The sequence below is a fragment of the Paenirhodobacter enshiensis genome (assembly GCF_000740785.1).
Classification (GTDB): Bacteria; Pseudomonadota; Alphaproteobacteria; order Rhodobacterales; family Rhodobacteraceae; genus Rhodobacter; species Rhodobacter enshiensis.
Map to the genome: position 1 here is coordinate 12,324 of NZ_JFZB01000039.1, position 13,840 is coordinate 26,163.

12 protein-coding genes are annotated in these 13,840 nt (G+C 69.3%); 6 read left to right on the forward strand and 6 right to left on the reverse strand.

From position 1 onward, the window contains the following. The first annotated feature begins 35 nt into the window (after positions 1–35). The 3 genes from CG50_RS13840 to CG50_RS13850 are packed head-to-tail and all read left to right on the forward strand — an operon-like array spanning position 36 to position 2,823. Positions 36–902 carry an ABC transporter permease gene (locus CG50_RS13840; protein WP_036639589.1) on the forward strand — a complete coding sequence of 289 codons (867 nt, stop codon included), beginning with the start codon at positions 36–38 and terminating at the stop codon, positions 900–902. Next, positions 899–1,687 (forward strand): ABC transporter permease, encoded by a 789-nt coding sequence (locus CG50_RS13845; RefSeq protein WP_036639591.1) that lies wholly within the window; start codon positions 899–901, stop codon positions 1,685–1,687. The genes CG50_RS13840 and CG50_RS13845 overlap by 4 nt, the downstream gene beginning before the upstream one ends. Next, positions 1,684–2,823: an ABC transporter ATP-binding protein gene (locus tag CG50_RS13850; protein ID WP_211248627.1), complete on the forward strand. Its 1,140-nt coding sequence runs from the start codon at positions 1,684–1,686 to the stop codon at positions 2,821–2,823. The genes CG50_RS13845 and CG50_RS13850 overlap by 4 nt, the downstream gene beginning before the upstream one ends. A gap of 42 nt (positions 2,824–2,865) precedes the next feature. On the opposite strand, the gene CG50_RS13855 is transcribed toward CG50_RS13850, so the two are convergent. The 4 genes from CG50_RS13855 to CG50_RS13870 all read right to left on the reverse strand — a co-directional run bounded on the left by CG50_RS13855 (position 2,866) and on the right by CG50_RS13870 (position 7,156). Further along, positions 2,866–4,461, reverse strand: coding sequence for an acyl-CoA dehydrogenase family protein (locus CG50_RS13855; RefSeq protein ID WP_036639593.1), 1,596 nt, complete (start codon positions 4,459–4,461; stop codon positions 2,866–2,868). Next, entirely contained in the window at positions 4,462–5,340 is an 879-nt protein-coding gene (locus CG50_RS13860) for an amidohydrolase family protein (protein ID WP_036639595.1), read from the reverse strand. It abuts the gene before it with no gap. Between the two features lie 20 nt (positions 5,341–5,360). Next, on the reverse strand, positions 5,361–6,572 hold the full coding sequence (gene mhpT, locus CG50_RS13865) for a 3-(3-hydroxy-phenyl)propionate transporter MhpT (RefSeq protein ID WP_036639596.1): 1,212 nt from the start codon (positions 6,570–6,572) through the stop codon (positions 5,361–5,363). 65 nt (positions 6,573–6,637) lie between these two features. After that, on the reverse strand, positions 6,638–7,156 hold the full coding sequence (locus CG50_RS13870; RefSeq protein ID WP_051910017.1) for a MarR family winged helix-turn-helix transcriptional regulator: 519 nt from the start codon (positions 7,154–7,156) through the stop codon (positions 6,638–6,640). 174 nt (positions 7,157–7,330) lie between these two features. On the opposite strand from CG50_RS13870, the gene CG50_RS13875 reads away from it, so the two are divergent. The 3 genes from CG50_RS13875 (at position 7,331) to CG50_RS13885 (ending at position 11,350) form a co-directional block, all read left to right on the forward strand. Next, positions 7,331–8,782, forward strand: a complete 1,452-nt coding sequence (locus CG50_RS13875; RefSeq protein WP_152559538.1) for an aldehyde dehydrogenase — start codon at positions 7,331–7,333, stop codon at positions 8,780–8,782. Between the two features lie 83 nt (positions 8,783–8,865). Next, positions 8,866–9,699 (forward strand): p-hydroxycinnamoyl CoA hydratase/lyase, encoded by an 834-nt coding sequence (locus CG50_RS13880; RefSeq protein WP_036639597.1) that lies wholly within the window; start codon positions 8,866–8,868, stop codon positions 9,697–9,699. Between the two features lie 100 nt (positions 9,700–9,799). Continuing rightward, positions 9,800–11,350 (forward strand): AMP-binding protein, encoded by a 1,551-nt coding sequence (locus CG50_RS13885; protein WP_081880452.1) that lies wholly within the window; start codon positions 9,800–9,802, stop codon positions 11,348–11,350. 146 nt (positions 11,351–11,496) lie between these two features. Here CG50_RS13885 and CG50_RS13890 read toward each other — a convergent pair whose 3' ends face one another. Both CG50_RS13890 and CG50_RS13895 read right to left on the reverse strand, forming a co-directional pair. Beyond that, positions 11,497–12,876, reverse strand: a complete 1,380-nt coding sequence (locus tag CG50_RS13890) for a phosphotransferase (RefSeq protein WP_245615742.1) — start codon at positions 12,874–12,876, stop codon at positions 11,497–11,499. A 124-nt stretch (positions 12,877–13,000) separates the two neighbouring features. Further along, the gene (locus tag CG50_RS13895; RefSeq protein WP_036639599.1) at positions 13,001–13,747 is read right to left on the reverse strand and encodes an ABC transporter ATP-binding protein; all 747 of its coding nucleotides are present in this window, start codon (positions 13,745–13,747) and stop codon (positions 13,001–13,003) included. Positions 13,748–13,840 lie beyond the last annotated feature (93 nt).

Consider the following 13,840-nt stretch of genomic DNA (forward strand, 5'->3'; position numbering starts at 1 on the left):
CGCCCGGCGTGCCGAGCCCGACAAGAGGACGTCCGATGTCCGAACCCAAGGTTCGCGAGATGACCCCCGAGGCGCGCCGCAAGGTCCGTGCCTTCCTGATGACCGTGCCCGCTCTGGCGGTGCTGGCGCTGGTGCTGCTCGCGCCGCTCGTGATCGTCGTCGCGCGCAGCGTCACCGAGCCGCAGCCGGGGCTGGAGAATTATCGCTGGTTCTTCGCCACGCCGGTCAATCTGACGGTGCTGGCACGCACCTTCAAGGTGGCGTTCTGGGTCACGCTGCTGTGCGTCGTCGTGGCCTACCCCTATGCGTTCGCGATGTCGGTCGCCGGCCGCAAGTTGCGGCTTTTGCTGATCCTGTGCGTGCTGGTGCCATTCTGGGTGTCGGGGGTGGTGCGCACCTTCGCCTGGGTGATCTTGCTGCAGGATTCGGGGCTGATCAACAAGACGCTCCTGGCGATGGGGTTCGAGAAGATCCGCCTGATCCGCACCCAGACCGGCGTCACCATCGGCATGGTGCAGATCCTGCTGCCGTTCATGATCATGCCGCTTTATTCGGTGATGCGCGGCATCGACCTGCGTCTTCTGCTCGCCGCGCGCAGCCTCGGCGCGCGCCCGGTGGCGAGCTTCTTCCAGATCTATCTGCCGCTGTCGCTGCCCGGGGTCTTCGCCGGGGCGACCATCGTGTTCATCCTCGCGCTCGGCTTCTACATCACGCCGCTGCTGCTCGGCGGGGCGTCGAGCACGCTGCTGTCGACGCTGATCCAGCAACAGGTGCTGTCCTTGCTGAACTGGGGCCATGGCGGGGCGATGGGGGTGGTGCTGCTGGCGGCGACCTTCGGCGGGCTGCTGATCGCCGCGCCGCTGATGCGCCGGCGCTATCCGGTGACGGGAGGCGAGAGATGACCCGCACCCTCGGCCGCATCGCGCTGGCCCTCGTCTGTTTCCTGATCGCGCTGTGGCTGGTCGCGCCGACACTGGTGATCATCCCGATCTCGTTTTCCGAAACCCAGTCGCTCGCCTTCCCGCCGACCGGGTTCTCGTGGAAATGGTATGCCAATATCTTCGACAACCGGGCCTGGTCGCGCAGCCTGGTCACCTCGGTCGAGATCGGTCTGATCGTCGCGGCGGTGGCGACGGTGCTCGGCACGATGGCGGCGCTCGGGCTCGAACGGCTGAAGAACCGCCTCGGCGGCACGATCCGGCTGCTCTTGCTCACCCCGGTGGTGATGCCGGGGGTGGTGCTGGCGGTGGGGATCTACGCGGTCTATCTGAACCTTCATCTCACCGGCACCTGGACGGGCTATGTGCTGGCGCACACGCTGCTCGCACTGCCTTTCGTGGTGATCGCGGTCAGTGCCAACCTGTCGGTGTTCGATGCCCGGCTGGAAGTGGCGGCGGCGAGCCTCGGGGCCTCGCGGCTGACGGTGCTGCGCACGGTGACGGTGCCGCTGATCGCGCCCGGCATCCTGTCGGGGGCGCTGTTCGCCTTCGTCACCTCTTTCGATGAGGTGATCGTGTCGCTGTTCATCACCAGCGCGCAGCTGAAGACGCTGCCGGTGCAGATCTATGCCTCGATGACGCGCGACACCGACCCGACCGTCGCCGCCATCGGCACCCTCACCCTTGTCGTGACCACGGTGCTGATCGGCGCCGGTCTCCTGTTCAGCCTGTCCAGAGGACGGAAATGATGCCCCTGCAAGCCAGCACGCCCGAAACCGCCACCCGCCGCACCCCGGACCGCATCCCCGGTGCCGCGGTCGGGATCGACCGGATCCGCAAGACCTATGGCAGCTATGTCGCGCTCGACGACGTATCGCTGACGATCCGCCCGGGCGAGTTCATGTCCTTCCTCGGGCCGTCGGGCTCGGGCAAGACCACCACGCTGAACGTCATCGCGGGCTTCACCGGCCATGAAAGCGGCGTGCTGAAGATCGACGGGCGCGAGATCGACCGGGTGCCGCCGCACCGGCGCAACATCGGCGTGGTGTTCCAGCATTACGCGCTGTTTCCGCATATGACGGTGGCCGAGAACATCGCCTATCCGCTGCGCCAGCGCCGGATCGGGCGCAGCGAACGCCACGCGATGGTGGGCGCGGTGCTGGAGAAGGTCGAACTTTCGGCGCTGGCCGGGCGCTACCCGGCGGAGCTGTCGGGCGGCCAGCAACAGCGCGTGGCGCTGGCGCGCGCGATGGTGTTCGCGCCGGGGCTCATGCTGCTCGACGAGCCGCTCGGCGCGCTCGACAAGAAGCTGCGCGAGGCGCTGCAACTCGAGATCCGCCGCATCCACCGCGAGCTCGGCTCGACCTTCGTCTTCGTCACCCACGATCAGGAGGAGGCGCTGGTGCTCTCCGACCGGATCGCGGTGTTCAACAAGGGCCGGATCGAGCAGGTAGCGAGCGGCGAGGAGCTGTATCGCGCCCCGAAGACGCTGTTCGTCGGCCAGTTCATCGGCGAAAGCACGGTGCTGCGCGGTCCCCATGAGAGCCGCGGCGACGAAACCGCGCTGAGCGTCGCGGGGGCGCGCATCCGCATCGCGGCCCGGCGGCCGGACGCGGGGGGGCGGCAATGCCTGCTGCTGCGCCCCGAGGATCTGCGGCTGTGCGCGCCGGGCAGCACGGCGGGCGGGCATGAGAATGTCGTGGCCGCGCGGCTGCGGGAAAAGATCTACCTCGGCGCCTCGGTCAAATACGAGGCGGTGCTGACCGACGGCACCGTCGCCACGGCGCGGATGCCGGCGAGCGGACCCTCCTTCGAGATCGGCGCGCCGGTCGATCTGGTCTGGTCGGCCGGTTGCGGCACCTTGCTCGACGATCCCGGGGCGTGAGGCGCCGGGCGGGCAAAGCCCCGGCCGCCCGGCCCGCCCGGCTCAGGACGCCAGATCGTGCAGGGTTTCCTCGGCCAGGTGGCGCAGCTCCATCCCGGCGCGGGCGGTTTCGCGCGCGGCCAGCGCGCGCAGCCGCGCCGGATCGGGGGCACATCCGGCAACCTCGGCCAGACGCGCCCAGACCCGGGCGAGCGCGGCGCGGATGCTCAGCCGCATGAAGGCCGCGGCGGCCGGCGCGGGATCTGCGGCGGCCGCCATCGCGGCGCGCACCGGCTGCCACAGCGCCAGCGCCCCGGGCGCGCCCGCCCCGAGCCAGTCGGCGAAGGCCGTCGCCGCCGCCCCGCCGTCATGGCGCAGCAACCGCCCCGCCAGCGCCTGCGCATGGATCCCGTTGGTGCCCTCGTAGATCGTCGTCACCCGCGCGTCGCGCAGCCGCTGCTCGATCCCGTATTCGTTCAGATAGCCATAGCCTCCCAGCACCTGAAGGCCGAGGTTCGCCGCCCGGACCCCCGCCGCGGTCCCCGAGACCTTGCACAAGGGCGTCAGGAACTCGATCAGCGCCGGGCTGTGCGCCAGCTCCATCTCGACCAGCGTCATCAGGCACAGCGCCCGGTTGCCGAACGTCAGCGCCGCGATGGTATCGAGCATCCTGCGCACGTCGGGATGGCGGTCGATCGTCACCGCCCCGTCCTGGCCGGGCAGCCGCCCCTGCCGGCGGGTCGCGGCATAGGCTTCGGCGATGGCGCCCGCGCGCCCGGCATGGGCGACGCCCTGCAGCGCGACATCGAGCCGGGCGTGGTTCATCATCGTGAACATCGCGCGCAGCCCCTCGCCCTCGGGGCCCAGAAGTTCCGCCCCGGCCTCGTCGAACAGCATCTGGCAGGTGGGAGAGCCGTGCAGCCCCATCTTCTCCTCGATCCGGGTGACGGTGACCGGCTGGCGGGTGCCTGCCTCGTCATGCGAGGGCACGAGGAACAGGCTCAGCCCCTTCACGCCGCTGCCGGTCCCGCCGCTGCGCGCCAGCACCAGATGCACGATCCGGGGCGTCAGATCCTGATCGCCGCCCGAGATGAAGATCTTCTCGCCCGAGACCTGCCAGCCGGTTTCCGTGCGCCGGGCGCGGGTGCGCAATTGCGACAGATCCGAGCCCGCCCCCGGTTCGGTCAGCGCCATCGTGGCCAGCCACTCGCCCGAGGCGAGCCGCGGCAGCCAGCGCGCGCATTGCCCGGGCGTGCCGAAGCGCGCGACGGTGCGCGCCGCCCCCGGCACCAGCCCCGCCACCATCTGCAACGCATGAGAGGCGCCGGCGAAAATCTCGGTCAGCGCACCGGCAAGGGCGGCGGGGCTCTCCTGTCCGCCGGCGTCTTCGGGCAGGGTCAGGCCGGGCCAGCCCTGCCCGGCGAAGGCGCGATAGGCCGCGCCGAGGCCCGCGGGCATCGCCACGCGGCCGTTCTCCAGCCGGCAGCCGTCGCGATCGGCAGGGGCATCGGCGGGGGCGATGGCGGTCTCGGCCAGGCGGGCGAACTGGGTGACGACCTCGCGGGCGAGATCGTCGTCCCAGCCCGGCAGGCGCCCGGCGCCCGCGACCGGGCCCAGAGTGAACAGGATATCGTCGACAGCGGCGGTGAAGGGGATCATTCAGCTCTCCGTGAGGCCCAGCAGGCGGGCGGCATTGTCTTTCAGGATCGCCGGGCGCACCTCATCGCGCACCGGCAAGGCGGCGAATTCCCCGAGCCAGCCCTCGGGCGAAATCATCGGCCAGTCCGAGCCGAACAGCACCCGATCGCGCAGCAGGGTCTGGGCATAGCGCAGCAGGATCGGCGGGAAGTAGCGCGGCCGCCAGCCCGACAGGTCGATCCAGACATTGGGCTTGTGCACCGCCATCGCGAGGGCCTCGTCCTGCCAGGGGAACGAGGGATGCGCGGCGATGATCTGCAGATCGGGGAATTCGACGGCCACATCGTCGAGATACAGCGGGTTCGAATATTTCAGCCGCATCCCGGCCCCGCCGCGCATCCCCGCGCCGACCCCGGTCTGCCCGGTGTGGAACAGCGCCGGCACGCCGGCTGCGGCAATCGCCTCGTAAAGCGGCCAGGCCATGCGGTCGTTGGGATAGAACCCCTGCATCGTGGGGTGGAACTTGAAGCCGCGGATGCCGAAATCCTCGACCAGACGGCGGGCGTCGCGCGCGCCGGCACGGCCACGCGCCGGATCGATCGAGGCGAAGGGGATCAGGATGTCGTCGTGGCGGGCCGCCGCTTCGGCGACCTCCTCGTTGCGATAGCGCCGGTAGCCGGTCTCGCGCTCGGCATCGACGGGGAAGATCACCGCGGCGATGGCGCGGGCGCGGTAATGGGCGGCGGTCTCGTCGATCGTCGGCGGGTGGCGCCAGGGCGCGCGAAAATAGCGCGCCATGGCGGTCTGCAGATCGTCGTAACCGTCATCGGCATGGCAGCCGCAGGGTTCCTCGGCATGGGTGTGCATGTCGATGGCGCGGATGCGGCTCAGATCGATCATGATGCGCGGTCCTCCCCGCCTCAGACGAGGGCCGGCGCGCCACGGCGGCGCATCAGCAGGAACACCGTCGCGAGCCCGGCGATCAGCGTCACCGGAACGAGCGTATACATCACCCCCTCGGGACCCGCGCCCGAGGCGACGACCGCCCCCGCGAGCAGCGGCCCGGTGATCGAGCCGAACCGCCCCACCCCGACCGCGACCCCCACCCCGGTGCCGCGGATCGCGGTCGGATAGCAGCGCGGCGCGATGCCGTAGAGGATCGACTGGATGCACAAGATCGCCCCGCCGACCAGCGTGCCGCCGACCAGCATCCCCGCCACAGACGCCGGCAGCAGCGCCAGCATCAGCAGGGCCGCCGCGGCGGCGGCGAAGCAGCCCGCCACCGTCAGCAGCGGGTTGTCGCGGTCGAGCATCCGCCCGCCGACGATACTGCCGACGATGCCGCCGATGTTGAACAGCACCTGCACCGTCGAGGCCTCGGGCCGGCTCAGCCCGCGCGCGACCAGCAGCTGCGGCATCCAGTTCAGCAGCGCATAAACCACGATCAGCCCGAGGAAGAACGACACCCACAGCATCGCCGTGACCGGCAGCGCGGCCGGCGCGAAGATCTGCCCGAGCGCGCCGGTCATCCCCGTCTCCTCGCGCGCCGGCACCCGCAGGGGCGGCAGCATCAGCCGCAGGACCGGCGCCAGCAGCAACGGCAAGATCCCGCCCACGAGGAAGATCATGTGCCAGTCGCCGCCATGCAGCCCCGACATCGCGACCCCGCTTGCCACCGCGCCGCCAAGCGGCACACCGGCATACATGATCGCCACCGCCCGGCCGCGATACTGCGGCGCGCAGGATTCGGCCGCGATGGTCACCAGAATCGGCAGCGCTCCCCCCAGACCCACGCCGGTCAGGAAGCGCATCGCCAGCAACTGGCCGAAGCTCGACACCATCGCCGTGCCGATCGAGAACGCCCCGAAGGTCAGCATCGCCAGGATCAGCGCCGTGCGCCGCCCCCAGGCATCCGAGGTCCGCCCGCCCAGAAGCGAGCCGAAGATCAGCCCGAAGGTGGCGGCCGAGAAGAACAGCCCCACCTGATTGGGCTGCAATCCGAAGGCCGGGATCAGCTTCGGCGCGGCGACGCCGGCCGATTGCAGGTCGAACCCCTCGATGATCGCGGCCATGAAAGCGAGCGCAAGAGCCCGTCCCCCGCCGCGGCGGGGGGTATCGGTCGTTGTGGTCATGGTTTCCTCCCTGAGCGGGGCTCCTCTTCCCCGCGAAAATCCGGTCCCCCGACGGGGGCGATGGCTCAGCCGTCCGGGGTATCGGCCCCGTCGGGACTGTCGGTCTTCCAGATCAGTCCGAGCAGACGGCGCAGCTCGGCGCGTTCGGCCGGGCTCAGCCGGGCCAGCATCCGCGCCTCATGCGCCGCGACCCGGGCGAGGGCGCGCTGCGCCTCCTCAAGGCCACGCCGGGTCGGGAACAGACGCTGGATGCGGTTGTCGGCCGGGTCCGCCTCGCGCAGGAAAAAGCCGCGCCGGTCCAGATCGGCCAGCACCGGCACGATGTTGGCGCGCTGCATCCCGAGGGCGCGGCATACCTCGGCGGCACTGATTCCCGGCTGTTCGACGATGCTTTGCAGCACGCTCATCGGCACCGGGCGCAGCCCCTCGGGTTCCAGCGCCGCGACCGCGCCGTTCAGATCGAAAACCGAAGCCCGGCGAAGGTGATAGCCCACCAGATCGCTGAGCCGCACCGCACGCCCGGACGGCGCGCCAGCGGAAACGGCGGCGGAAACGGGAGGGGCGGCAGAGGTCGGGACGGTCATCGGCAAGGCCTGTTGCAAGATGGGGATGGAAATGGTGATAATGCTATACACCATAACAGTCAATCGCTATGCTGCATAGCAGGATGTGACGGTGCCGATTCGGCCGGGATCCGGACCGCGAGGAGGCGGGACGGGTCGCGCAGGCCCGGACGGCACCGGAAACGGGAGGAAGACATGACATTCGTCACCATGCGGATCGCCGGTGCGGACCGCACCGCCGCGGACGGGCGCCGCTTCGTGCGGCACAATCCGGTCACCGGGGCCGTGGCCTCCGAGGCACCGGCCGCCAGCCCCGCCGATGCGGTCGCGGCCGCCGATGCCGCGGCGGCGGCCTTTCCGGACTGGGCCGCGCTCGGACCCAACGCGCGCCGCGCGGTGCTGCTGAAGGCGGCCGATGCGCTTGCCGCGCAGGGCGATGCCTTCGTCGCCGCGATGGCCGAGGAAACCGGCGCGACCGAGCCCTGGGCGCGGTTCAACGTGGCCATCGCCGCCTCGATGCTGCGCGAGGCGGCGGCGCTGACGACGCAGGTCTCGGGCGAGGTGATCCCCTCGGACATGCCGGGCTGCCTGTCGATGGCGGTGCGCGAGCCGGCGGGCGTGGTGCTGGGCATCGCGCCGTGGAACGCGCCGGTGATCCTGGGCGTGCGGGCGCTGGCGACGCCGCTCGCCTGTGGCAATGCGGTGGTGTTCAAGGCCTCGGAGATCTGCCCGCGCACCCATGCGCTGATCGTCACCGCGCTGGAGCGCGGCGGCCTGCCGCCCGGGCTGGTCAGCCTGGTCACCAACGCGCCCGAGGACGCGGCCGATATCGTCGGCACGCTGATCGACCATCCGGCGGTGCGGCGCATCAACTTCACCGGATCGACCCGCGTCGGACGCGTCATCGCCGAACGCGCGGCGCGCAACCTCAAGCCGGTGCTGCTCGAACTCGGCGGCAAGGCGCCCTTCGTGGTGCTGGCCGATGCCGACCTCGACGAGGCGGTGAAGGCCGCGGTCTTCGGCGCCTATTTCAACCAGGGTCAGATCTGCATGTCGACGGAACGGATCATCGTCGTGCCGGAGATCGCCGAGGCCTTCGTCGCGGCGCTGAGCGCGCGGGTGAGCGCGCTTCGTGCCGGCGATCCACGCAGCGGGACCGCGCCTCTCGGATCGGTGGTCGATCTGGCCACGGTGACGCGCGTCGAGGCGCTGATCGGGGATGCGGTGGCGAAGGGCGCGGTGCTGCATTCGGCCGGCCCGGCCGAGGGCGTGCTGATGCCGGCGCAGATGCTCGATCATGTCACCGCGCAGATGCGGATCTACCGCGAGGAAAGTTTCGGCCCGGTCGTCGCGATCGTGCGCGCCGCGGACGAGGAAGACGCGATCCGCCTGGCGAACGATACCGAATACGGGCTGTCGGCGGCGGTGTTCTCGCGCGATGCGGCGCGGGCGCTGAAGGCGGCGCGGCGGATCCGCTCGGGCATCTGCCACATCAACGGCGCGACGGTGCATGACGAGGCGCAGATGCCGTTCGGCGGCACCGGGGCCTCGGGCTTCGGCCGCTTCGGCGGCAAGGCGGGCATCGCCGAATTCACCGAACTGCGCTGGATCACCATCGGGACCGAGCCCGGGCACTACCCGCTCTGATCCCGTTTCCCTTTTCCGGTTCCCGGGCGGTGTCGCGCGCAGAGCGGACACCGCAGGGTTTCCCTCTGCACAAGGAGAACACAATGGCCAACGATACCGATACCGTCGCCTGGGACGTCGCCGACGGCATTGCCTGGCTGCGCTTCAACCGCCCCGACAAGCGCAATGCCATGTCGCCCACGCTCAACCGCGCGATGATGGACGCGCTCGACGAACTCGAGTTCCGCCCCGATGTCGGCGTGCTGGTGCTGAGCGGCGAAGGCTCTGCCTGGACGGCGGGCATGGATCTGAAGGAATATTTCCGCGAGACCGAGGCCGAGGGGCTGAAGGGCACCCGCAAGGCGCAGCGCGAATCCTACGGCTGGTGGCGGCGGCTGCGCTGGTATCAGAAGCCGACCATCGCGATGGTCAACGGCTGGTGCTTCGGCGGCGGTTACGGCCCGCTGTTCGCCTGCGATCTGGCGTTTTGCGCCAACGAGGCGAAGTTCGGCCTGTCGGAAATCAACTGGGGCATCCTGCCCGGCGGCGGGGCGACCAAGGTCGCGGTCGAGCTGATGCCGTTCCGCAAGGCGATGTATCACGCCATGCTGGGCGAACCGATCGACGGGCGGACGGCCTGCGACTGGGGTCTGGTGAACGAATCCCTCCCCCTGTCCGGTCTGAAGGCGCGCGTCACCGCGGTGGCGCAGGCGCTGCTGGCGAAGAACCCGGTCGCGCTGAAGGCGACCAAGGACGCGGTGCGCCGGGTCGGTCTGATGGCCTATGACGAGGCCGAGGACTACCTCGTGCGCGCTCAGGAAGCGGCGAATTCCTTCGACAATACCGGCCGCAAGGAAGGCATCCGTCAGTTCATCGACGAAAAGAGCTACAAGCCCGGCCTCGGCGCCTATGACAAGGACCGCGCCGCGGCGGGCTGAGCCCGCCCCCCGGCCCGGCGCGCGGGGAGGCGCGCCGGACCGAGACCCTTCCGCCCCGGCCCCGGCCGGAGCGGAGCGAGACCCTCAGGGAGGACACGTCATGCCGGATTTCATCACCCCCGACCCGGTCGCCATGCACGCCCGGCTGCGCCCGGCGGCGCTTGCGTGCATCGACATCGCCACCGGCCGGCGCTGGAGCTATCGCGACCTCGACAGCGACATCCAGCGCGCGGTCTCGGTGCTGCTGGCACAGGGCATCGTCCGCGGCGACCGGGTCGCGGCGCTGGCGCCCAACAGCGTGCACCAGGTGATCTTGCAACAGGCGCTGATGCGGATCGGGGCGATCTTCGTGCCGATGAACTGGCGGCTGTCGCTGCCCGAACTCGGGCGGCTCCTCGAAGATTGCACGCCGCGGATCCTGTATACCGACGCCCCCGCCCCCGATCTGCCGCCGGGGTGCCGGGCAGAGAGCTTCGCGGCCTTCGCCACGCAAACCGATGCCGCCCGCCCCGCCCCGGCGCAGCGGCCGCATTCGGGCCATGACACCTGCATCATCCTGTATACCTCGGGCACGTCCGGGGTGCCGAAGGGGGCGCTGCTGACCTCGCAGTTCCTGCTGGCGACGGCGGTGAATTTCAACGTTCTGGGCGAGGTCGACACCGGCGCGGTGTTCCTGTGCGACAGCCCGATGTTCCATGTCATCGGCATCGTCACCCAGATCTGGCCGCCGATGCTGCGCGGCGGCACCTTCCTGATCTCGCCGGGCTTCGATCCGGCCGAAACCAACGACCGCCTCGGCAACCCCGATTATGGCGTGACGCATTACTTCTGCGTGCCGCAGATGGCCGATGCGCTGCGCCATGCGCCGAATTTCGCCCCGGAGCGCTGGAGCCGGCTGAAAGCGCTGTTCACCGGCGGTGCGCCCAACCCGCCCGCGAACATCCGCTGGTGGCTGGATCGCGGGGTGCGCATGGTCGACGGCTACGGCATGACGGAAACCGGAACCACGCTCGGCATGCCGCTCTCGCCCGAGATCCTGCGCGAGAAAGCGGGCGCGGTCGGGCTGTGCGGGCCGCTGACCTCGGTGCGCATCGTCGACGAGACCGGCACCGAAGTCCCCGACGGCACCGCGGGCGAGATCCTGATCTTCGGGCTGAACGTCACCCCGGGCTACTGGAACCGCCCCGAGGAACGCACCCGCGCCTTCACCCCCGAGGGCTGGATCCGCACCGGCGACATCGGCCGGCGCGACGCCGAGGGGTTCATCTCGATCGTCGACCGGCGCAAGGACATGTTCATCTCGGGCGGCGAGAACGTCTTTCCGGTGGAGATCGAGACCGCGCTGCGCGAGCATCCCGCGGTGCGCGAGGCGGCGGTGATCGGCATCCCCGACGACCGCTGGGGAGAGGTCGGGCTGGCCTATGTCATCGCGATGCCGGGCCATGCCCCCACCCCGGAGGATCTGGCCCGCCACTGCGCCGGGCTGATCGCGCGCTTCAAGGTGCCGAAGGAATTCCGCATCGTCGCGGATCTGCCGCGCACCGGATCGGGCAAGGTGATGAAACATGTCCTCGCGCAATCAGAGCGCGAGAAGCGGGCCGAACGCGAAAAGAGAGCCGAACGCGGAGCCCGGCCCTGCCCCACCCCCTGAGCCCCATCCCGGGGCCCGGGCGCCATCGCTGCAGCCGCAGCCCCTGACCGGGCGGGGGGCGCCGGGGCGGCTTTCGTCGATGATCTGCCCCGATTGCAGCCCGCATCACAAGACAAGAACCCACCGCCGGGCATCCCACCGAAACCTCACAGGTTGCGCAGGTGCGCGGGCCAGTCCGGATGACCGGTGATCTGGCGAAACCGCATCAGCTTCCACACTCCATATTTGTGGAAGTCGAAGTCGAGTCGCGAGACCTTGAGCTGCACCATCGACCACAGCGCCCATTTCACATCCGCCAATGCCTTGTGCACGGTGACCCGGGCGACGATGTCACGACGGACCTCGCCGAAATATTCCTCGATCAGTTCGAGCTCCTGCTCGGGCGTGAAGAACATCTCGCCAAACCAGATACCGAGGTCATAGCACCGGTCGTTCATTGAGGCGTATTCATAGTCGATCAGCATCACCGAGCCGTCAGGCCCGATCATGAAATTCCCCGGCATCGGATCGTTGAACGAAGGCACGAGATCAAGCCCCGCCGCCTCGAGCGCCTGCCGGGCCAGGCCGGCGTTGTACATCACCCAGGCTTCGTCGCGGTAATGTGGTGCGCCAAGCTCCGCCACCTGCGCGGCGTGCTCGTCGATCATGTCGAAGACTGTCTTTTTCAGGCCAAGCGCGGGCATGCCGTGCATCCGGCGATAGGCTGCAATCGCCGCGCGCCGCTTTGCCGGCTCGGCAAAATCGCTGTGCGTCGAGGGCCGCCGGTCGGGCAGGAAATCGTTGATCTCGATACCCTTGTGCGCGAGATCCTCATAGACTCGGGGCCCAAGCCCCGCCGCCGCCGCCTTGCGCGCAGCATCGAAGGCCGCAACGCGGTCGATGAACATCTCGGTGCCGTTGCCCGGCACCTTCACGAACCAGTCGCCGCTTCCGTCGGCGGATCTCACCCGCCAGTTCTCGTTCGAGATCCCACCAGAGACCGGGCCATAGACCATCCCCTTCCCGCCGCGGAACAGTGGCGCTTCGAGGATGACGTCCTCGATCGTTTCCTCCATCGGCGTCGCCGCCGTGCCCAGAGGTTTCATCATGCCTGCCCCCTGACGATGCGGATCTTTTCCTCGAACCCCGGATGGTTCAGCGCAAGGCGCAGCCGCATCAGCCGCCATTCGCCGTATTTCTGCCATTCGACGCCGCCGCGCGCGGGCGAAGGCCACGGCATCGAAGCCGCCCAGATAGGCGACGAAGCCCGGCATCATGTCGGTCTCGAAATCGGTGAGTTCGGCGAGCAGTGCGCCGACCTCGTAAAGCGGATCCATCATCCCGGCCCGGTCGAAGTCGATCAGCCGCACGCCGCCCGGTCCAACCAGCAGGTTCGAGGCCGATCCGTCGTTACTGCAGGGCGCCAGCACGGCATCCTCCATCATCGGTTCGCAGAGCGCGATGACCGCGCGCAGCCAGCCGGTGTCGGCAGGCAGCGGCGCCACGTGAGCCTTGGAGCCAGCGTCATGGTTCTTCCGCTTCCGCATTCCTGATCTCCTTGTCCTTGGAGACCAAGCAAACGTCAGATCGTAGCTTCCGTCACTGTCCGATTTCCGGGGAGGAACTCGCCCGATCATCGACCCGACATGCGGATCGCATCGGGGCACGATTTCAGACCACGGCGCCCCCGAAATAGCTGTCCTGAACGTCCGCGCGTGCTATGAGATCGGCCGCACGGCCCGACAGCGAGCTGCGCCCCGTTTCGAGTACTACCGCCCAATCGGCATGACGCAGGGCCACCGACGAATTCTGCTCCGCCACCAGAAGTGTCACCCCCTCCTCTCGGTTCAGCCTGCTCAGCGCATCGAAGATCTCGGCCACGACCAAAGGCGCAAGCCCCATCGACGGCTCGTCGAGCACGAACAGCCGCGGTTCGGCCATCAGCCCGCGCCCGATGGCTGCCATCTGCTGCTCGCCTCCTGAAGTGAGCCCCGCGACGGAGCGACGACGCTGCTTCAGGCGTGGGAACAGGTCATACACCCGGTCCAGCCCCTCCGCTATGCGCCGATGCCCGAAACCACGGCCGATCGCCCCGGTCACGAGGTTCTCCTCGATGCTGAGCGCGCGAAACAGCCGCCGCCCCTCAAGCACCGGCACAAGGCCTGCCCGGATATGGCGCGCGGGGTCGATGCGTGTCACATCGTCTCCGGCGAACAGGATATCCCCCCCCGTCACCCTGCCCCGTTCCGCAGGAAGAAGGTTCGATGCAGCCTTCAATGTCGTCGATTTCCCCGCACCATTCGCCCCCAAAAGGGCGACGAATGCACCCTCCTCTACGCGGAAGCTGATCTCTGTCAGCGCCGAAACAGAGCCGCCATAGACAGCGCTGACACGTTCGAATTGCAGAAGTGTTCCCATCGTCGTCCCTCTGTCGTGATGGTCCGGAATGCGGGGGCCGAAGCGACCCAAGAGCCGCCCCTCCCCCGCACATCGGTTTTCTCTCAAAGCTCG

Excerpts from the sequence above, each read along its gene's own strand:
- CG50_RS13885 (WP_081880452.1), top strand. The coding sequence starts at position 9,800 with ATGCCGGATTTCATCACCCCCGACCCGGTCGCCATGCACGCCCGGCTG.
- CG50_RS13895 (WP_036639599.1), bottom strand. The coding sequence starts at position 13,747 with ATGGGAACACTTCTGCAATTCGAACGTGTCAGCGCTGTCTATGGCGGC.
- CG50_RS13845 (WP_036639591.1), top strand. The coding sequence starts at position 899 with ATGACCCGCACCCTCGGCCGCATCGCGCTGGCCCTCGTCTGTTTCCTG.
- CG50_RS13855 (WP_036639593.1), bottom strand. The coding sequence starts at position 4,461 with ATGATCCCCTTCACCGCCGCTGTCGACGATATCCTGTTCACTCTGGGC.
- CG50_RS13880 (WP_036639597.1), top strand. The coding sequence starts at position 8,866 with ATGGCCAACGATACCGATACCGTCGCCTGGGACGTCGCCGACGGCATT.
- CG50_RS13850 (WP_211248627.1), top strand. The coding sequence starts at position 1,684 with ATGATGCCCCTGCAAGCCAGCACGCCCGAAACCGCCACCCGCCGCACC.
- CG50_RS13860 (WP_036639595.1), bottom strand. The coding sequence starts at position 5,340 with ATGATCGATCTGAGCCGCATCCGCGCCATCGACATGCACACCCATGCC.
- mhpT (WP_036639596.1), bottom strand. The coding sequence starts at position 6,572 with ATGACCACAACGACCGATACCCCCCGCCGCGGCGGGGGACGGGCTCTT.
- CG50_RS13875 (WP_152559538.1), top strand. The coding sequence starts at position 7,331 with ATGACATTCGTCACCATGCGGATCGCCGGTGCGGACCGCACCGCCGCG.
- CG50_RS13840 (WP_036639589.1), top strand. The coding sequence starts at position 36 with ATGTCCGAACCCAAGGTTCGCGAGATGACCCCCGAGGCGCGCCGCAAG.
- CG50_RS13870 (WP_051910017.1), bottom strand. The coding sequence starts at position 7,156 with ATGACCGTCCCGACCTCTGCCGCCCCTCCCGTTTCCGCCGCCGTTTCC.
- CG50_RS13890 (WP_245615742.1), bottom strand. The coding sequence starts at position 12,876 with ATGCGGAAGCGGAAGAACCATGACGCTGGCTCCAAGGCTCACGTGGCG.